This is a genomic window from Mesorhizobium sp. WSM4816 (assembly GCF_055811535.1).
In genome coordinates this window covers 244,921-269,143 of the sequence record NZ_JBVVQR010000002.1, presented here as the reverse complement: position 1 = coordinate 269,143, position 24,223 = coordinate 244,921, and the positions used below count along the sequence as shown (strand labels likewise).

Sequence of the window (24,223 nt, the reverse complement as noted above, 5' to 3'; positions counted from 1 at the left end):
CGCTCACTCCACATACTGCTTCAGCCCCTGCCAGATCTCCTCGACAGTATCGAGATAGTGCCTGTCGCGATGGATGCGCTCGGGGTCGCCGGAGCGATCGATTTCCGGTTCGATGATCTGCGAAACCCGGCCAGGTCTCGGCGACAGCAAGACGATGCGGTCGGAGATGTAGACCGCTTCCTCGATCGAGTGCGTCACGAAGATGAAGGTCTTGTTCTGGTTGGTGCGCAGCCGAATCAGGTCTTCCTGGAATTTCCGCCGGTTCTGCTCGTCGACCGCCGAAAACGGTTCATCGAGCAGCAGGACGTCGGCATCGACCGACAAGGCGCGCGCCAGGCCGACGCGCTGGCGCATGCCGCCCGACAGTTCGTGCGGGTACTTGTCCTCGAAGCCGGCGAGACCCACCTCGGCGATGTAGCGTCGGGCGATCTCCTCGCGCTCGGCCTTGTTGGTGCCGCGCAACTCCAGTCCGAAGGCCACGTTGCGTGTCACCGTCGCCCACGGCATCAGCGCAAAGTCCTGGAATACGAAAGCGCGTTCGGGGCCGGGTGCTGTGACGTGCTTGCCGTTGATCGCGACGGTGCCGCCATCGGCCCGTATCAGCCCCGCTATGATCTTCAGCAGCGTCGTCTTTCCGCAACCGCTGGGTCCGAGAAGGCTGGTCAGCTTGCCCCTGGGAAAGTCGAGGTCGATGCCGCGCAGCGCCTCGACATTGCCGTAGGTCTTGGAGATTCCCCTCACTTCCACGATTGAATCGATCGGTGCGGGAACCGGCGACGGTCCATTTCGCAATGCGGTCGCGCCCATCTTAAGCACCTCTGCTCTCGGGCCTGAAAACGCGGACTTCCACCCACTGCAGAAAGACGAGCGTCAGGGTGGAAAGCGCAATGATCGAGGCGATTGTTGCGTACATCTCGGCGTAGTCGGCGCGCGAGCGGTGGAAGGTGATGAGGTCGCCGATGCCGGTCGGGGTGATCAGCAGTTCGGCGAGCACCACGCCGACGAAGCCGGCAGCGACTCCAAGGCGCAAGCCCGCAAAAATCACCGGGCTGGCGTCCGGCAGAATGATCTTGGCGACGGTCTGCCAGCGGGTGCCGAGGAACGATCGGCACATGACCAGCAGCGACTCGTTGACGTTGCGCACGGCCTTGTAGGTGTTGAGCACGATAACCGGCAGCGCCAGGATCATGACGGCGAGCGTCTTGGCGGTCATGCCTATTCCGTAGACAAAGGTGACCATCGGAATGAAGGCGGCGACCGGTGCTGCCTGAAGCACGATGAACACGGGGATCACCAGCCATTCGCCGGTGCGCCACAGGCCACAGATCGTGCCGAGGCCGACACCCAGGAACGCCGACAGGACAACGCCAAGCACCAGCGGCTGCAGCGTCGAAAGATAGGCGGTTGCCAGGCTGCCGTCGGCGAGCAGTCCGAAGAACGCGACGACCGTATCGGAAAAGGTCGGGAAGGCGAAGCTGACCGGAATACGCCCGGCCACCTCCCAGATTCCCGCGAACAGGGCGATCGACACCAGCCTGAGCAGGACCGGCTGGTCCCACGATGCGCCCGTTGCGCTGCGATTGGGAAGAGGAGCGAGGCCGGCAGCCTCGCCGTCGGTTCTGATGCTTACGGCCATCCGGCAGGCCGCCTATTTCTTGCCGAGCTTGGCGACGGCGCGGTCGATTGCGGAGACGTCCCAGAAGTCCTCGACCTTGAGGCTGGCGGGATCGCCTTCGATCTGGCCGGCAAGGCTGAAGAAGGCAAAGTCGTCCTTGGCCGCATCGGCTCCGCCGCCGTTCAGCGCAAGGCTGCCGGCTTCCGCGGTTTCCTTGTAGTATTCGGTGATCTCGCTGTCGGCTTCAGCGCCGAGATCCGGCAGCAGTTTGTATTTGTTGCGAAGCTCGACGGCGACCGCCGGGCTCGCGGTGATCTCGCGCGCGGTCTTCATCAGTTCCTCGACCAGGATGTCGACGTCGGCGGCGTTGTTCTTCAGATAGTCCGCGGTCGCGAAAAGCGCTTCGTCCGAGGCGCCGAGATCCTCGACCGGCAGAACGATGAACTTGCCGGGGGCTTCGGCCTCGAGCGCGCGCCTGTTGGCGGCATCGACGATCGACGCCTTGATGGTCCCCTGGAGCAGCGCATTGCGGCGAACCTCGGAACCCGGGACATAGCTGATGTTGCCGAGCTTGATGCCGTGGTTTTTCGCCATCAGCAGCATGACCGCCTCGGTTCCGGAGCCGCGCGCCTGCACGGCGACCTCCTGCCCGTCGAGATCCTTCCATTCCTTGTAGAATTCGCTGTTGACGACGGGAAAAAAGCGCAGCGTCGATATCTGCGCGAAAATGCGGATCGGCACGCCCACCTTCTGGATCAAGGTATAGGGCGCGCCGATGCCGACATCGGCCTGGCCGCCGACAATGGCTTGGGCAGCCAGATCCTCGTCATTGAGAACAATGAGCTCGACATTCACGCCGCGTTCCTTGGCGCGCTCTATCGCGGCGAGCGTCTGGATGGATTCGATGCCCGGAAGGTCGCCGAATGCGATGCGCATGTCGCCCGCATTTGCGGCCGACAAGGGCGCTGCACATGCCAGGACCGCGGCGAAAGCGCTGGCAAGGATGGTACGTCTGGACACGCCGGCCATTGTCATTCCTCCCGTTTTTTGTAACCATTTCCTTGATTGGTTAAGACTATGGAGCAGATTGGTCAAGGAGAAATTGCACCGTGTCGAACGGGTGTGCCCAGAAAACTCGACACTTGACGGTTTCCACTAATCGTTTTAACACCGGCAGAGGAAAATCATATGCGGATTGGTTAAATTGATGGACGATCCCGGTAATGGCGGCCACGCCGCCCTGGTTCAGCTGCAGGCCTATCTTGCCCAGATGGATCATGCCGGTGAGACGCGGCTGCCTGCCGAGCGGGAACTGTCGGAGAGCCTCGGCGTATCGCGCGGCGATCTGCGCAAGGCGCTGGCGGTTCTCGAGAAGGACGGCCGCATCTGGCGTCACGTCGGCAGGGGCACCTTCGTCGGCAGCGGGCCGGTCGAGGAGACGATCGGCATTTCGGAAATCGCCGGGCGCACCAATCCGGCCGACGTGATGCGCGCGCGCCTCATCCTCGAGCCGGAGATTGCGCGCGAAGCGGCGCTGCACGCCACGCTTTCGGATATCGCCGCGATGCGGCAATCGCTGGTGCAGACGCGGGAGGCCGTCACGTGGCGGCAGTATGAGAATGTCGACAATCTGCTCCACCGGCAGATTGCGCAGGCGAGCCGCAACAATGTTCTGCTCGGCCTGTTCGACGTGCTGAACGCCGTGCGCCGCACCGTGGTCTGGGGACGTCTCCGTTCAGAAGGCGTCCGCCCTCCGGCAGACCATCACAGCTTCGCCGACCATGAACGGATCGTCGAGGCGATCGCCGAGCGTGACCTCGGCGGTGCGGCGGCAGCGATGCGCCTGCATCTCCAACAAGTCGAGCGGCGCCTGATCCCTGTCCGCGAAGCCGCCGAATAGTTCGTATCGGCCACACTACAGCGCCGCGCGTCCTTCTTGGACGCGCGGCGCTGTTCGAGGCTATGCGCTAAGCGCCGTAGCCGATGATGCCCTTGATCTCGAGGAAATCGTGGATCGCCCAATCGGCATATTCGCGGCCGTTGCCGGATTGCTTGTAGCCGCCGAACGGCGCGAAGGTGTCCCACTCCGGATAGTTGATCGAGACCTGTCCGGCGCGCAGGCGGCCGGCGACTTTTCGCGCGTGGTCGATATCCCCTGATTGCACGTAGGCGGCGAGGCCATAGACGGTGTCGTTGGCGATTTTCACCGCGTCATCGTCGTCATCATAGGAGATGACCGAAAGCACCGGCCCAAAAATTTCTTCCCGCTCGATGGTCATGCCCGGCGTGACGTGGCCGAAGACGGTCGGCCGCACGTAATAACCGCGATTAAGATGCTCCGGCCGGCCGGGACCGCCGGTGACCAGCGTTGCACCCTCGGCGATGCCGGCCTCGATCAGCCGCTGGATCTTGTCGAACTGGATGTTGCTGACCACCGGCCCGAGCCTGGTGTCTTCCGAGCGCGGATCGCCGACCTTGTGCGCCTCGGCCGCCTTCTTGGCGATCAGCAGCGCCTCATCGTGGCGGGCGGCCGGCACCAGCATGCGCGTCGGCGCATCGCAGGACTGGCCGCTATTGCCGAAACACGCGTTGACGCCCTTGCGCACGGCCTTCTCGAAGTCGGCATCGGCAAGCACGATGTTGGGCGATTTGCCGCCGAGTTCCTGCGCCACGCGCTTGACCGTCTCGGCCGCCGTCTTGGCGACGATGATGCCGGCCCGGGTCGAGCCGGTGAAGGAAACCATGTCGACGTCCGGATGGCCGGCCATGACCTGTCCGACATCCGGACCGGTGCCATTGACCATGTTGTAGACCCCCTTCGGCGTGCCGGCCGCTTCCATCACTTCCGAAAAGACGATGCCGCTGATCGGCGCGATCTCAGAAGGCTTCAGCACGACGGTGCAGCCGGCGGCGATCGCCGGCGCCACCTTGCAGACGATCTGGTTAAGCGGCCAGTTCCACGGCGTGATCAGCGCGCAGACGCCGATCGGCTCCTTGACCACCATGGTGGCGCCGCGCTTCTCGCTGAATTCGTAATCCTCCAGCGCCTTGATGGTGGACTCCATATGAGCCCTGCCCGCCCATGCCTGCGCCTCGCGCGCCCAGGTGATCGGCGCGCCCATCTCCTGGCTGACAGCCTGGGCGATGTCCTCGTAGCGCTCGTTGTAGACTTCGAGGATGCGCTTCAGCAGCTTCAGGCGCTCGGCCTTGCTGGTTTGCGAAAAGGCCGGAAAGGCCGCCTTGGCCGCCGCCACGGCGCGATCCACATCGGCCTTCGAGCCGACGGAGATTTTGGTGTAGGCCTCTTCGGTGGACGGATCGATCACATCCAGCGTCGCCGGCACCACCGGCGCGACCCATTTGCCGTCGATGAAGAAGTTCAAGTGATTGCTCATGGGTGGTGCTCCGGTTTTCTGGAAGGATAGGGTCAGATGAGCAGCATAGGGCAGTTAGCGCCGCGGCGCAGGCTGATATGCGCCACATCGCCGACGCTGAATTGAAAGCCTTCCGCCCGGCGTGGCGCATCGATCACCACTGGTATCCCCTGCCCCAATTCGGCGTGCAGGCGCAAGGTGCGGCCGTGAAAGACGATGCTGCTCACCCGCACCGGCGCGGTGCCTGTCGCTGCTTCGGTCGCCGCCAAAAGATCCTCCGGACGCACTCCGATGGTTCGCACCGCGCCTTCTCCCGGCGCTTCGCCGGTTTCCGACGTGGCTTCGAGCGGCAGGGCGCCGGCGCTGAAACGCAATCGATCGCCGTCACGGCCGACAAAGCGCGACTGCAGCAGGTTCATCGTGCCGATGAAACTGGCGACGAATTTGGTGGCGGGCCGGTCGTAGAGCGTGGCCGGCGGTGCGATCTGCTCGATGCGGCCCTTGTTCATGACGACGATACGGTCGGAGATCGACAGCGCCTCGGTCTGGTCGTGGGTGACCATGACGAAGGTGGTGCCGAGCCGCGACTGCAGCCGCTTCAATTCGACCTGCATCTGTTCGCGCAGATGCGCATCGAGCGCCGACAGCGGCTCGTCGAGCAACAGCACACGTGGTGCGCAGACAATCGCACGGGCAAGCGCCACGCGCTGACGCTGGCCGCCCGACAATTCGGACACGCGGGCGCCGAACTTCTCGGCAAGGCCAACCATGTCGAGCGCTTCGCCGACGCGCTTTGCCTGTTCTGCCCCGGAAAGCTTGCGCAGCGACAGGCCGAAGCCGACGTTTTCGCCGACGTCCATGTGCGGAAACAACGCATAGTCCTGGAACACGGTGTTGACGGGACGGTCGAACGGCCGCAACGAAGTGATGTCACGGCCGTCGAGCAGCACCCGTCCGTTGGATGGGCTTTCAAATCCTGCGATCACCCGCAGGCTAGTGGTCTTGCCGCAGCCAGATGGGCCGAGCAAGGTCAGGAACTCGCCGCGGGCGATTTCGAGATCGACGGCGTCGAGACCGACGATGCCGCCGGGGAAAATCTTCGATACCGCATCCAGCCGGACGAGAGGATCAGGCGCCATCGCGGACCTCGGACGCTTTGGTCGTGTTGACCCAGAGGATCTGGCAGCGCTCGGTGCCCGGATTGCGGAAGGCATGCAGCAAGGTGCTTTTGAAGGCGAAGCTGTCGCCGGTCTTCAGCCCGTAGGTGGTTGAATCGATCACGAGTTCGACTTCGCCCGACAAGATGAAACCGAATTCGTGGCCGGGATGGGCGTAGGCTTCGACGGTGCCGCCACCGGCTTCTACTGTCACCAGCATACCGGTGAGCGTAGCGGCCGGCGGCGACAGCAGCGTCTTGGCGATGCCTTCCGACTTCACCGGGATCTGGCGCCGACTGTTGGCGCGCACGCAATAGAGATCGCTGACGGCATCGTTGCCGTCAGCAATCAGCGCCGACGGCTCGATGTCGAGAGCGGCGGCGAGCGGCCAGATCACCTTGACGCGAAGCGAGGACAAGCCGCGCTCGATCTGGCTGAGCGCCCCGATCGAAACGCCGGCCTTGGCGGCGAGCTCGGCCAGCGAAAGACTGCGTTCCAGCCTAAGCGCCCGCACGCGCCGGCCGACCCGCACATCGGCGTCGTCTTTCGGCTTTTCAGCCGCTTGGTCCAGTATATCCATGCATACTTCCTCGTTCGCCAGCACTTTCCCTTCTCCCCCTGTGGGAGAAGGTAGCCGAGCCCACGGGTCTTGCCTCCGGCAAGCCCGAGGACAGGCTCCGCTCGGACGGATGAGGGGTGTTCCAGCTTGGCAAACCCCGCATTCTGTCCAGCACCCCTCTACCGTCTCGACGCTACGCGCCGATCCACCTTGTCCCACAAGGGGAGAAGGAAGAGCGAACTCAGCCGCCTGCCTTGACCTTCTCGAACATCTTGGCGAGTTCGTCATTCTGTTTCATCGGCCCGGTGAAGACGGTAGTCTTCAGCATCACTTCCGGATCGGACGGCAGTTGCAGCTTTTCCAGTTCCTCCTTCGGCACCGCGGCGAAGGCCGAGCTGTTCGAGCTGCCGTAACCATAGGTCTGAATCAGGTATTTTCCCGAATCCGTCTCCAGCCGGCTGTTGATGAAATCATAGGCGAGGTCGACATTCTTGGCGTCCTTGAGCATGACGAAGCCGCACGACCAGGTCAGCATGCCTTCCCTAGGCTTCATGAACTCGACCGGCACGCCCTGCTTCTTCAGCGAGGTGGCCGACGCGTTCCAGGTCATGGCGGCGACCAACTGGCCACTCGCCAGCGCCTGTTCGACCGAGGTCATGTCGGTGGTGTAGTTGGAGAGCAGCGGGCGCTGCTCGCGCAGTTTTTCAGCCACCTTTTCCATCTGTTCCGGCGTCATGTCGAACGGATTGACATCGGCGAGAAGCGCCGCCACCACCGGTGTATCATGGACGGCATCGATCGTCGCCATGCGCCCGGCATATTGCTTGTCCCACAAAAGGTTCCAGCTCGGCTCCGGGTTCTTCACCAGATCGGTGCGGTAAAGGATCGAGGTGTTGCCCCAGTCCCAGGGCACCATCCAGACTTTGCCGTCGCCGGCCTGCAGGTCGGGCAGGTTCTTGAAAACCGGAAAGATCGAATCCCAGTTCTTGATGCGCTTGGTGTCGATTGGCTGCAGCAGGCCTTCCTTGTTCCAGCGCGCCACCTTGTCGTAGCAGGGATGCGCGACATCCGGGCGGAAACCGGCCTTGACCTTGGTGAAGGCGTCATCGTCGTCGCCGAACATCGAGGCCTCGACGCCATCGGGGTGTGCGGCGAGGAAGCTCTTGTTGAAGTCGGGAAGTTCGTAGCCCGACCAGGTGAAATATTGCAGCTTGTCGGCCGCAAGCGCGACGGTCGACGAAAGCGCCAGCGCGAAGGCTGCCAATCCGGCTTGGACTGTCTTGCGATTTATCGATTTCAGGTCGAATGCCATTGCAGTTCTCCTCTTTCGGTTTCTTCTGGTTTGGACAGGTTGGCGGGCACTGGCCGCTGAGCGGCGGCGAGCCCGCGATGGCGCAGGATTTCGGCAATTGCCGCGATGACGAAGGACACGGCCAGGATGGCCGTGCCCAGTGCCATGACGGTCGGCAGCGATTTCGGGAAACGCAGCTGGCTCCAGATATAAAGCGGCAAGGTCGGTTCGGTGCCGGCGAGGAAGAAGGCGACGATGAACTCGTCGAAGGAGGTCAGGAAGGCCAGCATGAACGCTGATACAATGGCGGGCAGGCTGAGCGGCAGCATGACCCGCCTGAATGTCGTCCAGTCGGAGGCGCCGAGATCGAGTGCCGCCTCGTGGATGGTCTTGGGGATAGCGGCGAAGCGGCTTTTCATGATCACCACCGTCGTCGGCAGCGCCACCAATATGTGGCCGAGCACGATGGCGGTGCGTGACGGTCCGAAGCCAATGAGGTTGACCAGGATCAGCAGCGAGATGCCGACGATGACGCCGGGGATCAGTATCGGCAGCCGCGCGATAGCGCTGATCGTGAAGGCAAGCGGCGAACGGCCAAAAAGATCCATGTAGGACACGGTGATGCCGCAAAGCGTGGCACCGGTGGCGGCAATTGCACCGATGACGAGGCTGTTGGCAAGCGCGCCGGACAGCGCCGAATTGCCGGACAGCGTCGTGTACCATTCAAACGTGAAGCCTTGCAGCGGAAACGCCGCCTGGATCGAATCGTTGAAGGAAAACAGCGGGATCAGCGAGATCGGCAAATAGAGGAATACCAGATAGACAAGCACGTAGGCGCCGAGCCAGCGGCCACCTTGCTTTGCGTCTATGCGCGCGGCGCTCATGTGCGGCTGCCAAACCTGCGGTCGGCGGAACGCACGACCAGCACCACGGCAAGGATGACCAGCATGACGGCAACGGCGAGTGCTGCGCCGAACGGCCAGTCATTTGCCTTGCCGAACTGGGCCTGGATCAGCGATCCGATCATGGTGCTGGCAGGGCCGCCGACCAGCGCCGGGGTGACATAATCGCCGACCGTCGGCACGAAGACGACGAGAGCCGCCGCCAGCACGCCCGGCATCGAATTCGGCAGCACGACGCGGCGAAAGCTGGTGAACGGTCTGGCGCCGAGATCGGAAGCAGCTTCGAGCAGTGATTTCGGGATCGTGTCCAGCGCCACATAGATAGGCAGGATGGCGAACGGCGCATAGGCGTGAGCCAGCGTGACGACGACGGCGGCCGGCGTGTTGAGAAACGCCAGTGTCGGTTCGGACCAGATGCCGCTTTCGATGAGCGCCGAATTCAGCACGCCATTGTAGGCAAGCACGATCTTCCAGGCGAAAACGCGCAAGAGATAGCTGGTCCAGAACGGCAGCGTCACCAGAAACAGCAGCAGCCCGCGCCGCCGTCCCGCATGGAAGGCCAGATAGTAGGCGACGGGATAGGCGGTGACGACCGTCGCCAGCGTCACCAGGCCGGCAATGGTCAGCGAGCGCAGCGTTACCGTCCAGTACAGCGGGTCGGATGCCACGGTGATGAAATTCGCAAAAGTGAAGCCGTCGCCCAGCAGCGAACCGTCATTGCCGCGAAGGGCGAGGAGAACCACGAGGCCGAGGGCAAACAGGATCAGGAAGAAGGTGACCAGCCCGCCCGGCAGCAGCATGGCCAACCGGAAACCCGTCGAGGACCGGGACTCCGGCAGCGGCTGCCTTGCAACGATGGTCGACATCGGGGTTGCCCATCGAAATTTGAAATCACTTAAGAATTTTTCAGAATCGTGAAACTGTCAAGCTGATTCCTGCATCGGCATAAAATCAGTGCTCGAATGCATCCAGCATACGATACCAGGCGATCGTCGCGGCGACGCCGACCTGCCGAAAGACGTGGAATGGGATCGGCCGGATCGGCGAGACCGGGAACGGCAATTGCCTGGCGTCGCCGCTCGCCAGATAGCCAGCAATGCGCTCGCCAAGCGCGGTCATCAGGCCGACGCCACGGCCCTGGCAGCCGACCACGGCCATCAGGCCCTGCTGGGGCTCGTGGATATGCGGGAGGTGATCCGGCGTCATCGCCACCCGGCCAAACCAGCGCTTTTCGATTGCGACTCCCGATAGCGCCGGATACAGCCGGAGCAGCGCGCGCTCGAGATGCGCCCAATCACTTTCGCTGGTCGGCAGCGCCATTCGGCCGCGCCCGCCGAGCACCAGCCGCCCGTCGGCACTCTTGCGGTAATAAACGAGGATGCGACGTGAGTCCGATACTGCTTGCCGTTCCGGTAGAATCCCGGCCGCCAGATCGGGCGGCAGCGGTGCTGTCGCGATCTGGAAGGAGTGCAGCGGAACGATCGTCTCGGCGAGACCGGGAAGCAGGTCGCCGGTATAGGCGTTCGTCGCCAGAATGACCGCCTTCGCCTGCAGTTCGGCGCCGCCCTCCGTCGAGATGCGCCAAATGCCGGCGTTGTAATCGAGGCGCATCACCTTCTGGTGTTCGGCGATCTTCACGCCCGCGGCCGAGGCGATCCGTGCCAGTTCCGACGTATAGGCAAGCGGATCAATCACGCCGGCCCGGCGGTCGAGCCAGCCACCGAGATAGCCCTGCGCGCCAGTCAACGCGGCGATCTCGGTCTGGCTCAGAAGCCGGACATCGGCGCCACGGTTCCGCCACTGCCGGTCCCTGTTCGCCGCCGCCTTCAGCGCCGTCTCGGTGTGCGCTGCCTGAATCCAGCCATTGCGGACGAACGGCACCGCCAGTTTCTCGTCGCGGATCAATTCGAAGACGGCGTCCGCCGTCGAGGCGGCAAAATTGACGAGGATCTCGCCGCGTTCGGAGCCAAAATGCTCCAGCAGCCATTCCGGATCATATTTCAGGCCGGGGATGATCTGACCGCCATTCAGGCCCGATGCGCCTTGGCCGATTACGCCGGCTTCCAGCACCTGCACGGCAAGGCCGAACCGGGCTGCATGCAAGGCTGTCGACAGACCGAGAATCCCGCCACCCACAATGACGACATCGGCACGCTGGCCGCCGGGAAAAAGCGACCGGAACGCAGAGGCCGCCGGCGGCTTCCGCCAGATCGGATCGGAAAACGGTAGGGGCAAGAGTCACCTGAATGTACTTCGTCAAATGAAAATCCTAGTGACGATTTCATTATTTTGAAAGAGCCTTTGATCTCGGCATCAGGGGATTGAAGAGGATGGCGTCCGCCGATGCGAAATGCAGCGCAGGGCTCGACCGCGAGGAACGGGATAGACCTTTGGGGGGAATTTGTTGAAAGTGCCGCCGCCGCGGCCCGGGCTTTTGATGAACCATTGGTCCGCAGCGACGCAGAACAAGACAGCAGAGGACCGCAAGCCATGACGAACGCCACCCTCCTGCCCGACGAGGGCCTCTTCATCGGCCGCGCCCGGACGAGCGAAGCATCGCATCCGCTGGTGGTCACGGTACGTGGCGGCACGGTCTTCGACATCACCTCCAGCATGGCACCAACCGTGCGAGACGTCTGCGAGATGCCTGACCCAGCAGGCTACGTCCACGCCGCCGCGGGCGAACCGATCGGATCGCTCGATGCAATCGCCGCCAACAGTTTCCAGGCCGCGCGCGATCCGCAAAAGCCGTACCTGCTCTCTCCGGTCGACCTGCAGGCGGTCAAGGCATCGGGCGTCACCTTCGTCGTCAGCCTGCTCGAACGGGTCATCGAGGAGCAGGCGCGCGGCTCCGCGGAAAAAGCCGACGCCATTCGCGCCGACATTGCCGGGCTGATCGGCCACGATCTGTCGAAGCTCAAGCCAGGCTCGCCGGAGGCGATGGAGATCAAGACCAAGCTCATCCAGCGCGGCGCCTGGTCGCAATATCTGGAAGTGGGCATCGGCCCCGATGCCGAAATCTTCACCAAATGCCAGCCGATGGCGTCGGTCGGCTTCGGCGCCGATGTCGGCCTGCATCCGGTCTCCACCTGGAACAATCCGGAGCCGGAGATCGCCATGATCGCCGCCGGCAGCGGCAAGATCGTCGGTGCCACGCTCGGCAACGACGTCAATCTGCGCGACGTCGAAGGGCGCTCGGCGCTGTTGCTCGGCAAGGCCAAGGACAACAACGCCTCGGCCGCGCTCGGCCCGTTCATCCGGCTGTTCGACGATACCTTTTCCATTGGTGACGTGAAGCAGGCCACCGTGCGCCTGAAGGTCGAGGGCGAGGATGGTTTCTCGCTGGAGGGCGCCAGTTCGATGGCCGAGATCAGCCGCTCGCCCGAAGAACTGGTCGCCGCCGCCATGGGTCCGCATCACCAGTACCCCGACGGGCTGGCGCTCTATCTCGGCACCATGTTCGTGCCGTCAAAGGATCGCGGCGAAAAGGGCAAGGGCTTCACGCACAAGGTCGGCGACATCGTCACCATCTCATCGGAGAAATTCGGCGCCCTGATCAACCGGGTGCGGCTGTCGCCCGACTGTCCCCACTGGACCTACGGCGCCAGCCATCTCTTGCGCGACCTTGCCAGGGCCGACCTCATCTAGCTTCCGTCCCGCCTGCGCCTCGTCCTCGGCGCCGAGACCGCTTGCCGCAAAAGATATCAGCCAAACTGATGCGATCTGATGGGATGGCTGATGGCGCATCGTCGTGCGCCAACTACCACTGGCAAATGGAGGCTTGCCATTGATCGAAAAAGCGGATGCTCTGATGCATCCAGATCGCCGCTGGCAAGAATACGGTCAGGCTTGCCGTGATCGTCGCGGGAGCTGGAGGACGTTTTCAAAATGGGAGGAAATCAAATGCTGACGAGGCTACGACTATTTGTATTCGGCTTGATCGTGGCGCTGGCGATTCCGGCGGCGGCACAGGCCAAGACCTTCTACTGGATTTCGCATGGCGGCCCGGCCGATCCGGTCTGGACCTACTTCCTCGCCGGCGCCAAGCAATGGGCGACGGACACCGGCAACACCGTCAACACCTCGTTCCACAATGGCGACGTGTCGTCCCAGCAGGAGGCTGTTCGCGCCGCCATCGCGGCAAAGGCCGACGGTATCACCACCACCAGCCCCGACCCGGGCAGCCTTATCGAACTCGTCAAGGAGGCACGAGCGGCAAACATCCCGATCATCAACTTCAACACGCCCGATCCGAAGGCGGACTTCAACGCCTATGTCGGCGGCGACAACGTCACCTTCGGCAAGAACTGGGCTCAGTATCTGGCCGACAAGGGCCTGGTGAAGAAGGGCGATTTTGTCTGGATGCCGGTTGAAATCCCCGGCGCCACCTATGGCGTCCAGGAAGAAGAGGGCATCAAGAGCGTCTTCGAGCCGCTCGGCATCACCTATGAAATCACCGAAGCCACGCTCGACCAGGCCGAAGCAATTAACCGCATGGTCGACTATCTCACCGCCAACAGGGCCAAGGTCAAGGCGATCATCGGTCTCGGCGACCTGGTGACCGGCTCGATCAAGCGGGTGTTCGACCAGGCCGGCATCAAGCCGGGTGAAATCCCGGTCGTCGGCTGGGGCAACTCGCTCGACACCACCCAGGAGGTGCTGACCGGCTACGTCAATGCCGCACAATGGCAGGATCCGCAGGCGACCAGCTATGTGGCGCTTTCGATCGCCAACATGGCCGCCAGCGGCATTCCGCCCGGCTTCGACGTGATCACCGGCGCGCTCTACGAAAAGGACACCGCGCAGGTCTACGACGACATCCTGTCCGGCAAATAAAACCGCGATCGGGATGGTCGCGGCACGCCTGCCACGATCATCCCCATCATCCCGCTGAGCCTCGAACCGCCTCATGCGGTATCGGGCTTGGCCAGTTCCAACCATGTCGCGGGTCCAACGTGGAAAACAGTTCCATCATCCAACGCTCGATCGCCAGGCCGGAATTCGGGCCCTTCGTGCTGCTTGTCGTCGAGCTCGCGGTGTTCTGGGGGTTTAACCACGACTTCCTGTCGCCGCAGAACATCAGCAACATACTGGCCTTCACGGTCGAGCTCGGCCTGATCGCGCTGGCGATGACGCTGTTGATGACTTCAGGCGAATTCGACCTCTCGGTCGGATCGCTGTTCGGCTTCTCACCCGTCTTGATGTGGACGCTCTTCAACAGCGGCCTCACCTCGCTGGAGGCCGGCTTCGTGTTGGCCTTGCTGGTTGCCGCCTTCATCGGGCTGGTCAATGGCTGGTTCGTGACGCAACTCAAGATTCCATCCTTCCTGGTGACGCTCGGCATGCTGCTGGTGGTGCGCGGCACCGCTCTGTTCGTCACCAGCGGATTTCCGCAACGCACCTGGAGCGCCGAAGGCAGCTGGCTCGCCGAGGCGCTGGTCGGTGATTTCTTCATCGGGCCGTTCCGCATCTACATGTCGCTGTTCTGGTTCATCGCAGCCGCGATCGCACTTGGCTACGTGCTGACGCAGAGCCGCACCGGCAACTGGATCCAGGCGGCCGGCGGCAACCCCAATGCGGCAAGGGCGCGCGGCGTCAATGTCAGCGGCGTCAAGATCGGCCTGTTCATCCTGTCGTCGATCATGGCTTCGCTTGCCGGCGTCATCAGCTCGCTGCGCACCTCGGCCGCCAATCCGAACAGCGGCACCGGCTACGAGCTCGAAGTCATCGCCATGGTGGTGATCGGCGGCACGGCGCTGACCGGCGGACGTGGCACCATCATCGGTACCGTGCTCGGCATCTTGATCCTGCGCGTGATGCGCAACGGCATCGTGCTGATCGGCGTGCCTGGGCTTGCCTACAACATCTTCATCGGCGCGATCATCCTCGGCATGATGGCGCTCCACTCATGGCTGGAACGCCGGCATCAGGCGGGGACTTGAACCATGGCTGAGCCGCTTGTCCGCATGGAAAACATCCGCAAGTCCTACGGGCGCGTGCAGGCGCTCGTGGACGCCAATTTCCATGTCAATGAAAGGGAGATCGTCGGTCTGCTCGGCGACAATGGCGCCGGCAAGTCGACGCTGATCAAGGTCTTGTCGGGTGCAGTCCCGCTGACCAGCGGCGACATCTTCATCCGCGGCAAGAAGGTGGACTTGCGCAGCACCAGCGACGCCATCGCCCACGGCATCGAGACGATCTACCAGGACTCCGCACTGGTCACGCAATTGTCGATCGCGCGCAACCTGTTCCTCGGGCGCGAGCCGATCAAGCCGCCGCGTTTCCTCAACCGTATGGACCAGGAGGCGATGAACGTGGTCGCCCGGAACCTGCTCAAGCAGGTCGGCATCTCGAAGGAGATCCCGCCGACCACACCAATCGGCTCGCTCTCCGGCGGCGAGCGGCAGGCCGTGGCGATCGCGCGCGCCATGCATTTCGACAGCGACCTCATCATCCTCGACGAGCCGACCAACAATCTCGGCGTCGCCGAGACGCAAGGTGTGCTGAGCTTCGTGCGCAGCGCCCGCGATTCGGGCCATTCCTGCATCTTCATCGCCCACAACATCCACCACGTTTTCCAGGTGGTCGACCGCATCGTCGTCATGCGCCGCGGCAAGGTGGTTGCCGACGATATCGATCCGAAGAACACCAACGTCGCGGAAGTCGAACGGATCATCACCGGCATGTCCGACAAGGAGATCCGTGACGCCATCGTGCAGGGGAAGCAATCGCAGGGCTGAGTGGCCAGTTGGAAGCCGGGTTGGCCGTATCTCTGGTACAGGATCACATCGGCTCCTATGACTGCGACTATGAAAGCCACCGTTGCGGACATCGCCAGAAGCTGCGGGCTGTCGACCGCGACGGTCGACCGGGTGCTGAACAACCGGCCGGGTGCCAGCGCCGCCAACCGGCAGCGGGTGATGGAGGCGGCCAAGCAGCTTGGCTATTTGCCGGTCGTGGATCAGGTCACGCTGCCCTCGCGGCCGGCGCATCTCGAGTTCTTCCTGCCGATCGGCTCGAACGCCTTCATGATGGATCTGGCAAATCATATCGAGGACTATGCCGCACGCCTGCCGCTTGTCGCCTCCTGTCGGATCCACAAGCTCGCCGGCATCTCGCCGAACGCGTTGCAGGCGGCCGTCGAAAACCTCTCGCTCAAGGCGAACGGCGTCGGTGTCATTGCGATCGATCACCCGAGAACGCGCAACATCCTGCGCGAGATCGTCGAAGCCGGCATCCGCCTGGTCACGCTGGTGTCGGACGTTCCGGGGGCGCCGCGATCGGCCTATGTCGGCATCGACAACCGTGTCGCAGGGCGCACCGCAGCCCTTTTGATGGGACGTTTCCTGGGCGGTCGCACGGGCCATCTGGCGATGATCGTCGGCTCGCGCTCCTATCGCGGGCATGAGGAACGCGAAATGGGCTTTCGCTCGGTGCTCGGCGAGGAGTTCCGCAATTTGACCGTGACCAGCGCCGTCGAGATCAACGACGAGCCTGATATCAGCTACACGGCGACGATGAAGGCGCTGCACAACGAGCCGGAACTGCTCGGTATCTATTGCGTCGGCGCCGGACGCTCGGGCGTGGCGAAAGCGCTGCTGGAAGCCAAACCGCAAAGGAAGCCGGTGTTCATCTGTCACGACCTGACAAGAGCGACACGCGGCTATCTCGTCGACGATCTGCTCGATGTCGTCATCGACCAGAATGCACGGCTGATCGCCGAGCAATCGGTCATTCGCCTGCTCGGCTCGATCGCTTCCTCGGCGCCCTATCTGACGCGGAAATTCATCGAACCGCGCCTGATCTTCAAGGAGAACGTTCCGGTCCAGTGATGCCACGCAAGCGCCACGGTTGGTCGCGGCGATGGTTAATATTCGGTTGATAGCGCGAATCTGCACATCTGCTATGCATCTTTTGCTATTGCCGAATCATTGGGCAACCGCTAGTTTCGCAGGTGTCGGCCATCTACTCCTCCCAGATGCGATGCCGACGCTGAGTGCGGCGCACCTCCTCCCGCGTCGTATTCGAAATCGAGCCCGCTGCCACCTCCTCCCGGCAGCGGGCTTTTTTTGTTCTTGGGTTGTCGGGCAAGGCGGCGGCAATCGCCAATGGCTGGTTCGGGCAGCGCCGCAGCCCCATTGGAATCCCGCCACACTTGTCACTCTCACCAATTCGCTATCGGGCCTAGCCTGCTCACAACCAGCAGCGACCGCCGCGCGCAAGAGCGCGGCGACAGACCGGCAACGGAGACGTGAGATGACAGCACATGCCAAGGCAAAAGAGCACTCGCGGCGCGGCTTGCAATGAACACGCCACCGATCGTTTCGCCGCTTGCGAGACTATCTGGCCTTGAACGAGGTGATCAGGCCTTCCGCCATGCGGACAAACTGCGCGCTGGGGCCTTCGGCTCCGACGCTTTGCAGGCTGACACGGGCGCCTTCAAGCAGCAGCGACAATGTATCGGCGAGAAGCTCTGCCTGGCCGATGCCGGCATCCCGACACAGGCCGACGAGGCGGTCGCGCTGAGCCTGCTTGAGTTCCTTGATTACCCGACGGGCCGGATGGTCGGTCTCGCTCAACTCGATGGCGGCGTTGGCCATATCGCAACCGCGGCCGTCCATCATCAGGCAATCGGCTGCCATCCGAACCCAGGCATGCAGTTGCGCAAGCTTGTCGCCCGGATGCTCCGCCTCGAACTTTTGCCACATCGCGTTGGCGCTGCATGCGGTCGCCCGCAGGCACTCGATGACCAGATCGTCCTTGGACTCGAAATGACGGTAGAGCGTCATCTTGTTGGTACCGGCGGCCTCAGTGATCGCGTCGACGCCAACGCCCTTGATGCCATGCTTGTGGAACATATCCCGTGCCGTCTCCAGGATGCGATCCCGAGGGCGGATGCGTTCCGCAGTGCCGTCTTCCATCAAAACCTCCTTGGTTTCCGGGATTTCCGAAAAATCCCTCGGCACACCTCTTGACTAGGGTGTTACCGGTCTGTAACTTCTAGATGTTACTTACTGGTAACACCCCCATTGCCTCGTGTCAATCTCGCAGGCGCCTGTGAACAGCCTCCGCCAAATCGGCCCAGGCATGAAACTGCGCCCCAGGCGACTTTGGCCGCGAACAGGAAGACCACCCGATCTGCGGCGTACGCCACAGATCGCCAAGCCAGGAGCCGCTACGATGTCGCAGCGCAAAGATTTGACGATCGACGAAGTTGTGAAGGATCCGATGATCCGGATGCTGATGCAGGCCGACCGTGTCGACCCGCGCTCTTTCGAGACGATGCTGCGTAGCCTTGCGGATGCGCAAGGCCGCAGCCGCAAGGCGCCGCCTCGTTTCCTGGAGGATTCCGGGCAAAGCCGAAGCCGGCGGCTGTCCAGGGTGGCCAAGGCCTTTGGCCAGGCAAGAGCATCGGGCGAGGCGTGCGTGTCATGGTAAATTTCTTCATCCACCGCCCGATCTTCGCATCGTCGATCGCCATCATCATGGTGCTCGCCGGGACGATCTGCTATTTCCTGCTGCCTGTTTCGCAGTTTCCCGACATCACGCCGCCCCAGGTGGTGGTCAGCGCCAACTACCCGGGCGCCAGTGCGCAAGTCGTGGCCGACACCGTCACGACGCCGCTCGAACAGCAGATCAACGGCGTTCAAGGCATGACCTACATGTCGTCGTCGAGCTCCAATGACGGCTCCTCGACGATCACCGTCACCTTCGAGGTCGGCTATCCCCTGAGCACCGCCGCCGTCGATGTCCAGAACCGCGTCTCACAGGCGGCGTCCTCGCTGCCGGCCATCGTCAACCAGGGCGGCGTGACGATCAAGAAGCAGAATCCGAACTTCGTCCTGATCGTCAACCTCACCTCGCCCGACGGCTCTGTCGATCCGGTCGCGCTCAGCAACCTCGCCTACCTGCAAGTGGTCGACCCGCTGAAGCGCCTGCCCGGCGTCGGCGACGTGCAGATCTTCGGCGAGCGGCGCTATTCGATGCGCGTATGGCTCGATCCCGACAAGCTCGCCAATCTCGGCATCACCGCCGTCGATGTCCAAAACGCCATCGCCGAGCAGAATGTCCAGGTTGCGGCCGGCAAGATCGGGCAGTCGCCGGCACCGGCCGGCACCGCTTTCGAAATGCAGGTCAATGCCGTCGGCCGATTGAGCGATCCCAAGGAATTCGGCGATATCATCGTGCGCGCCGATGCCGCGAACGGTTCACTGGTGCGGTTGCGCGACGTCGCGCGCATCGAACTCGGCGCCCTGCAATATTCGTCGTCGGCGTTCTTCGGCGAGGATCCGACCGTGGTGCTTGCGGTCTACCAGATGCCGGGCTCGAACGCCCTCGATCTGCAGCAGCGCGTCAAAGACAAGATGCAGGAACTGTCGGCCCGCTTCCCGAAGGGCGTCAGCTACGCCATGCATTACGATACGACACGTTTCGTTTCGGCATCGATGCACGACGTGCTGGTCACGCTCGGCGAGGCGCTGGTCCTGGTTGTCGCGGTGGTGTTCATCTTCCTGCAGAGCTGGCGCACCACGATCATCCCGACGATCGCGATTCCCGTGTCGCTGGTGGCCACGCTCGTCGTCATGTACATGTTCGGCTTCTCGCTGAACATGCTCAGCCTGCTCGGCATGGTGCTGGCGATCGGCCTCGTCGTCGATGACGCGATCGTCGTCGTCGAGAATGTCGAGCGCCAGCTGGAGGCCGGCCTCAAACCGCTGGCTGCGACGCGCGCGGCGATGGCCGAGGTCACCGGCCCGATCATCGCCACGACCGCCGTGCTGATGGCCGTGTTCGTGCCGGTCGCCTTCATACCCGGCGTTTCCGGCCGGCTCTACAACCAGTTTGCGCTGACGGTGGCGATCTCCTTCGGCATCTCCGCCTTCGTCTCGTTGACGCTCACCCCGGCGCTCAGCGCCGCTTTCCTGCGCCACCGCCCGGCATCGCAATTCGTGCTGTTCCGCTGGTTCAACACGGGCTTCGATCGGCTGTCGCATGCCTATGCCAATGGTGTGCGCTTCCTCATCCGCCTGCGCTGGATCATGCTCGGCATATTCGCGGCTGGGCTTGTCGCGACCTATTTCGTCTGGCAGCGCCTGCCCTCGACCTTCCTTCCGGTCGAGGACCAGGGCTATTTCTTCGTGGTCATCCAGTTGCCGGACGGCGCGTCCCTGGAGCGCACCGACGCGGTGGCCCGCAAAGCGCGCGACATCCTGCAGAACACGCCCGGCGTCGACATCGTCGGCTCGATCAGCGGCTTGAATTTCCTCACCAGTGCCGCCCAGTCGAACTCGGCGGTGGAATTCGCCATCCTGAAGCCATGGGACCAACGCGGCCCTGACCAGAGCGCCTCGAAGCTCGTCGCCGACGTGCGCTCGAAGCTCATGGAACTTCCTGAAGCGTTCGCGCTGAGCTTCGACCCGCCTTCGATTCCGGGCATCGGCACGACCGGCGGCTTTGAATTCCAGGTGGAGGACCTGACCGGTCGCGGCAGCGCTGCGCTCAACGACGCGACGCAGGCCGTGCTGGCCGAAGCGCGCAAGCAGCCCGAACTCAACCCGCAGCAATTGTTCTCGTCGTTCTCGACCTCGACGCCGCAGTTCAACTACGACCTCGATCGCAACAAGGCGAAGCTGCTCGGCCTCAGCCTGCCCGACGTGTTCAACACACTGCAGATCTATCTCGGCTCGCTCTATGTGAACGACTTCAACCTGTTCGGCCGCACCTTCCGGGTGACGATCCAGGCCGACAAGGATGCGCGTGCGGGTGCGGCCGACATTTCGCGGCTCTATGTCCGCAATGCCTCCGGCGGCATGGTGCCGTTGAGCACGCTCGGCAAGTTGGTGCCTATCGTCGGCCCGGAAACCGTCCCGCACTACAACAACAATGCGTCGGCCCTGATCAATGGCGGTGCCGCACCGGGCTTCTCCTCGGGCCAGGCGGTCGCTGCGATGGAGCGTGCCGCCGCCACGGCGCTGCCGAAGGATTTCGGCTATGAATGGACGGGCATCACCTATCAGGAGCTCAAGGCCGGATCGATCGCCTCGATCGTCTTTGGTCTCGCCATGGTCTTCGTCTTCCTGATCCTTGCCGCCCAATATGAGAGCTGGGCCATGCCCTTCATGGTCCTGCTCGCGGTGCCGCTTGCCCTGTTCGGCGCCTTTGTCGCCTTGCTTATGCGCGGCATGCAGATCGACGTCTATTCGCAGATCGGTTTCGTCATGCTGATCGGGCTGGCGGCGAAGAACGCCATTCTGATCGTGGAGTTTGCCCGGCGCCGGCGCGAGGAAGGTCTCAGCATCGTCGACGCCGCAATGGAAGCGGCGCGCCTGCGGCTGCGGCCCATCCTGATGACCGCCTTCGCGTTCATCCTCGGTGTGCTGCCGCTGATGTTCTCGACAGGTGCCGGTGCAGCCAGCCGCCAGTCGATCGGCACCACCGTCTTTGGCGGCATGGTCGCAGCGACGATCCTGTCGCTGGTGTTCGTGCCGGTCTTCTACGCGGTGATCGAGCAGCTGCGCGAGCGCGGCAGCAAGAGCGAGCCTGTCGCCGAACCGACTGAACCAACTGCCGAACCCGCTTTCGAGCGATTGGCCGAAGCGGCCGAATAGAATTGGAGAATGATCATGCGTAAATGGAAAATTGCGTTGGGAGCGGCTGTTGCCGTGGGGGCGGTCTCGATGGCCAGCGTCCACTTGCTCGACATGGGTAATTTCGGCCTCAACGCTGGCACGGCAGGGGCGGCAACGCCTGAGCCCGCGGCGCCCGAGCCCGCGGCTTTTGTTATGCCGGTGCCAGTGGTGAGCGTCGTCAAGAAGACGATCCCGATCTATCTCGACTATGCCGCTCGCACCGAGCCGATCCGCAGCATCACGCTGCAGGCGCGCGTGCCGGGGTATCTGCAGGAGCAGGTCGCGCCAGACGGCGACGATGTCAAGAAGGGCGACCTTCTCTACAAGATCGCTCCAGAGGATTTCCAGGCTGCCCTTGAACAGGCGAAGGCTCAGGTCCAGCGCGACGAGGCAACGCTCGACTATGCACGATCCAACCTTGGTCGCGGCACCGAACTGGCCAAGAGCGGATACATCGCCAAGGATGCGTTCGACCAGCGCACCAGCAGCTTGCGCGAGGCCCAGGCATCACTCGCCGTCAACCAGGCGGCTGTGCGGACCGCCGAGCTCAATCTGAGCTATTCGGAAATCAAGGCACCGTTCGCCGGGCGCGTCGGCCGCAACCAGGCCTCGGTCGGAACGCTGGTCAGCGTCGCCGGCACAGTGCTCAACACGCTGGTGCAGCTCGACCCGATCTATGTCACCTTCAATCCGAGCGAAACGGATCTGGCACAGATCGAGGAAGCCCGCGCGACGGGACCCATCGATGTCGACGTCCTGCTTCCCGGCGATACGGAACCGCGCCAGAGAGGTCAGCTCACCTTCATCGACAACACGGTCGATCGCTCGACCGGCACCATCACCGCACGCGCGACGATCGGCAATGCCAAGTTCACGCTGCTGCCGGGCCAATATGTTCGTGTCAGGCTGCATATCAAGCAGCAGCCAGATGCACTGATGGTGCCGCAGACGGCATTGGGATCGAGCCAGCTCGGCAAGTATCTCTACGTCGTCGGCAAGGGCAATACTGTCGACCAGCGCATTGTTTCGCTGGGGCCGACCAACGGCGACCTGGTGGCGATCTCGAGCGGCGTAGCGGAAGGCGACCAGGTGATAACAGGCAATCTGCAGAAGATCGGCCCGGGAATGCCTGTCTCGCCGCTGCCACAGAAACCTGCCACCTGATACCCCCCCATCAGGCCCGGTCCAGCGGCGCCCCCGGCTATGCCTAGGGCGCCGTTTTGCTGAGCAGTTCGACAAGGCCGGCGACATCGGCACAGCTTCGAAGAACTGCTTGCCTATGCGCGCTGCCTCGAACAGTGTGCTTCAGAGGCGTCAAGGCCGATCGCGCCAGCCTGACGCGCAACCGGCCTGACGGCAGTTGAGCCCAGCGGACGATGCAGGTTGGCGGCTTCATCAGGGCGTCACAGCGACGGACAGAAAAATTGCGGATCAAAACCATCAAGGCCTACCATGTCGTGCAGCCCTTTGTGGACGGGCCCTACCGCATGTCCAAGGGGCGTGTCGCCGCCGCGTTCGATGCGGTGATCGTCGCAATCACCTCCGACAGCGGGCTGACCGGCTGGGGCGAGATGGCGCCGCTCGGCAATTTCTACTCGCCGGCATTCTCGGCCGGCACTCGCGCCGGCGTCATCGAAATTGCGCCGCATCTGCTCGGCCACGATCCTCGCGCCTTGGTCAGTATCGGCAGGCTGATGGACACTGTGTTCAAGGGCCACCCCTACATCAAGTCGGCGCTCGACATGGCCTGCTCGGATCTCGCGTCACGCGCCGCCGAGGTGCCGCTGGTGACGCTGCTCGGCGGGCGCGAGAGCGAGACGGCGGAACTCTACAAGGTCGTCACCCATGGCACCGTCGACGCGATGGCCGCACTGGCCAAGCGCATCGTCAAGGACGGGTTTCACCGGCTGCAGGTCAAGGTCGGCGGCAACGTCCATGACGACATCGAGCGCGTCACCGCGGTCGCCGCTTCAGTGCCGAGGGGCACCGTCATCTTCTGCGACGCCAATGCCGGCTGGACGCCCTATCAGGCGCGCCAGTTCGCTGACGCGACGCGCGCCATCGACTACACGTTCGAGCAGCCCTGCACCACGATCGACGAATGCATGTCGGTGCGCCGCTCGCTCGACAAGCCGATGGTGCTCGATGAATCCGTCACCTCGCTGGACGACATGCTCGACATCCACCGCAAGGGGGCGGCTGACGGGCTGACGCTGAAAATCTCGCGGCTCGGCGGCGTGACCAGGACGCGGCAGATCCGCGACCTTGCCGTCGACCTGGGCTTCATGATCACCGTCGAGGACACCGGCGGCGCCGAGATCGACACATCAGCCATGGCGCATCTGTCGCTGTCGACGCCGGAGGAGCGCCGGCTGCACGCCATCGCCTTCCACGAATGGGTGACGGTGCGCACCGCATCGAACAAGCCGCCGGTTTCGGGCAGCCGCATGGGCATTCCGGACGGGCCGGGCCTCGGCATCGACGTTGTTCCCGACCTGCTTGGCGCGCCCTTCTTCGAGGTCGGCAGCTGACTGACATACTGGCATGCGCCAGCATTCCGGCTGGCGCCCTCTGTTGCGCGGCTTCGTCGCTGGCGATAGGCGCAGCGGCAGCTGACGCGGTCGTGAAACAGTTTTTTCGTTTCGCACTCGCTTGCTTGCGAGAAGGAATGTCACGGTCGTCGCCGCCTGCATCCC

Annotated in this window: 21 protein-coding genes; 10 read left to right on the top strand and 11 right to left on the bottom strand. The window is 63.2% G+C overall.

The window, feature by feature from the left end:
• Positions 1–3: 3 nt before the first annotated feature.
• The 3 genes from AC0L3H_RS03350 to AC0L3H_RS03340 are packed head-to-tail and all read right to left on the bottom strand — an operon-like array spanning position 4 to position 2,644.
• A complete protein-coding gene (locus tag AC0L3H_RS03350) occupies positions 4–807 on the bottom strand; it encodes an ABC transporter ATP-binding protein (RefSeq protein ID WP_027152266.1) in 804 nt (267 codons plus the stop codon).
• Between the two features lies 1 nt (position 808).
• Positions 809–1,636: an ABC transporter permease gene (locus tag AC0L3H_RS03345; protein WP_473584501.1), complete on the bottom strand. Its 828-nt coding sequence runs from the start codon at positions 1,634–1,636 to the stop codon at positions 809–811.
• Between the two features lie 12 nt (positions 1,637–1,648).
• Positions 1,649–2,644, bottom strand: coding sequence for an ABC transporter substrate-binding protein (locus AC0L3H_RS03340; RefSeq protein ID WP_473584500.1), 996 nt, complete (start codon positions 2,642–2,644; stop codon positions 1,649–1,651).
• Positions 2,645–2,822: 178 nt separating this feature from the next.
• Between AC0L3H_RS03340 and AC0L3H_RS03335 the strand changes: the two genes are divergently transcribed.
• Positions 2,823–3,515, top strand: coding sequence for a FadR/GntR family transcriptional regulator (locus tag AC0L3H_RS03335; RefSeq protein ID WP_128167736.1), 693 nt, complete (start codon positions 2,823–2,825; stop codon positions 3,513–3,515).
• 67 nt (positions 3,516–3,582) lie between these two features.
• On the opposite strand, the gene AC0L3H_RS03330 is transcribed toward AC0L3H_RS03335, so the two are convergent.
• The 7 genes from AC0L3H_RS03330 to AC0L3H_RS03300 form a co-directional block, all read right to left on the bottom strand.
• The gene (locus AC0L3H_RS03330; RefSeq protein WP_473584499.1) at positions 3,583–5,010 is read right to left on the bottom strand and encodes an aldehyde dehydrogenase family protein; all 1,428 of its coding nucleotides are present in this window, start codon (positions 5,008–5,010) and stop codon (positions 3,583–3,585) included.
• Positions 5,011–5,042: 32 nt separating this feature from the next.
• Positions 5,043–6,128, bottom strand: a complete 1,086-nt coding sequence (locus tag AC0L3H_RS03325; RefSeq protein ID WP_473584498.1) for an ABC transporter ATP-binding protein — start codon at positions 6,126–6,128, stop codon at positions 5,043–5,045.
• Complete coding sequence (locus AC0L3H_RS03320) at positions 6,118–6,726, bottom strand: cupin domain-containing protein (protein ID WP_473584497.1); 609 nt, start codon at positions 6,724–6,726, stop codon at positions 6,118–6,120. Before AC0L3H_RS03320 ends, AC0L3H_RS03325 begins: the two co-directional genes overlap by 11 nt.
• A gap of 220 nt (positions 6,727–6,946) precedes the next feature.
• Complete coding sequence (locus AC0L3H_RS03315; protein WP_473584496.1) at positions 6,947–8,017, bottom strand: ABC transporter substrate-binding protein; 1,071 nt, start codon at positions 8,015–8,017, stop codon at positions 6,947–6,949.
• Positions 8,002–8,880, bottom strand: coding sequence for an ABC transporter permease (locus AC0L3H_RS03310; RefSeq protein ID WP_473494440.1), 879 nt, complete (start codon positions 8,878–8,880; stop codon positions 8,002–8,004). Before AC0L3H_RS03310 ends, AC0L3H_RS03315 begins: the two co-directional genes overlap by 16 nt.
• On the bottom strand, positions 8,877–9,764 hold the full coding sequence (locus AC0L3H_RS03305; RefSeq protein WP_473584495.1) for an ABC transporter permease: 888 nt from the start codon (positions 9,762–9,764) through the stop codon (positions 8,877–8,879). The genes AC0L3H_RS03310 and AC0L3H_RS03305 overlap by 4 nt, the downstream gene beginning before the upstream one ends.
• An 85-nt stretch (positions 9,765–9,849) precedes the next feature.
• The gene (locus tag AC0L3H_RS03300) at positions 9,850–11,133 is read right to left on the bottom strand and encodes an NAD(P)/FAD-dependent oxidoreductase (protein ID WP_473584494.1); all 1,284 of its coding nucleotides are present in this window, start codon (positions 11,131–11,133) and stop codon (positions 9,850–9,852) included.
• Between the two features lie 255 nt (positions 11,134–11,388).
• Here AC0L3H_RS03300 and AC0L3H_RS03295 point away from each other — a divergent pair, with 255 nt between their 5' ends.
• From AC0L3H_RS03295 to AC0L3H_RS03275, 5 genes are all read left to right on the top strand, one after another.
• Positions 11,389–12,546 (top strand): fumarylacetoacetate hydrolase family protein, encoded by a 1,158-nt coding sequence (locus tag AC0L3H_RS03295; RefSeq protein WP_473584493.1) that lies wholly within the window; start codon positions 11,389–11,391, stop codon positions 12,544–12,546.
• Between the two features lie 255 nt (positions 12,547–12,801).
• The gene (locus AC0L3H_RS03290) at positions 12,802–13,734 is read left to right on the top strand and encodes a substrate-binding domain-containing protein (RefSeq protein ID WP_473584492.1); all 933 of its coding nucleotides are present in this window, start codon (positions 12,802–12,804) and stop codon (positions 13,732–13,734) included.
• A gap of 119 nt (positions 13,735–13,853) precedes the next feature.
• Positions 13,854–14,840 carry an ABC transporter permease gene (locus AC0L3H_RS03285; RefSeq protein WP_023799448.1) on the top strand — a complete coding sequence of 329 codons (987 nt, stop codon included), beginning with the start codon at positions 13,854–13,856 and terminating at the stop codon, positions 14,838–14,840.
• A 3-nt stretch (positions 14,841–14,843) separates the two neighbouring features.
• Positions 14,844–15,638 carry an ATP-binding cassette domain-containing protein gene (locus AC0L3H_RS03280; protein WP_473584491.1) on the top strand — a complete coding sequence of 265 codons (795 nt, stop codon included), beginning with the start codon at positions 14,844–14,846 and terminating at the stop codon, positions 15,636–15,638.
• A 69-nt stretch (positions 15,639–15,707) separates the two neighbouring features.
• The gene (locus AC0L3H_RS03275) at positions 15,708–16,730 is read left to right on the top strand and encodes a LacI family DNA-binding transcriptional regulator (protein ID WP_473494446.1); all 1,023 of its coding nucleotides are present in this window, start codon (positions 15,708–15,710) and stop codon (positions 16,728–16,730) included.
• 507 nt (positions 16,731–17,237) lie between these two features.
• On the opposite strand, the gene AC0L3H_RS03270 is transcribed toward AC0L3H_RS03275, so the two are convergent.
• Positions 17,238–17,819: a TetR/AcrR family transcriptional regulator gene (locus tag AC0L3H_RS03270; RefSeq protein ID WP_091596146.1), complete on the bottom strand. Its 582-nt coding sequence runs from the start codon at positions 17,817–17,819 to the stop codon at positions 17,238–17,240.
• A 259-nt stretch (positions 17,820–18,078) separates the two neighbouring features.
• Here AC0L3H_RS03270 and AC0L3H_RS03265 point away from each other — a divergent pair, with 259 nt between their 5' ends.
• The 4 genes from AC0L3H_RS03265 to AC0L3H_RS03250 all read left to right on the top strand — a co-directional run bounded on the left by AC0L3H_RS03265 (position 18,079) and on the right by AC0L3H_RS03250 (position 24,058).
• Positions 18,079–18,336 (top strand): hypothetical protein, encoded by a 258-nt coding sequence (locus AC0L3H_RS03265; protein WP_023799452.1) that lies wholly within the window; start codon positions 18,079–18,081, stop codon positions 18,334–18,336.
• Entirely contained in the window at positions 18,330–21,506 is a 3,177-nt protein-coding gene (locus AC0L3H_RS03260; protein ID WP_473584490.1) for an efflux RND transporter permease subunit, read from the top strand. The genes AC0L3H_RS03265 and AC0L3H_RS03260 overlap by 7 nt, the downstream gene beginning before the upstream one ends.
• A gap of 15 nt (positions 21,507–21,521) precedes the next feature.
• On the top strand, positions 21,522–22,691 hold the full coding sequence (locus AC0L3H_RS03255) for an efflux RND transporter periplasmic adaptor subunit (protein WP_473584489.1): 1,170 nt from the start codon (positions 21,522–21,524) through the stop codon (positions 22,689–22,691).
• 260 nt (positions 22,692–22,951) lie between these two features.
• Positions 22,952–24,058, top strand: a complete 1,107-nt coding sequence (locus AC0L3H_RS03250) for a mandelate racemase/muconate lactonizing enzyme family protein (RefSeq protein ID WP_473494450.1) — start codon at positions 22,952–22,954, stop codon at positions 24,056–24,058.
• Positions 24,059–24,223 lie beyond the last annotated feature (165 nt).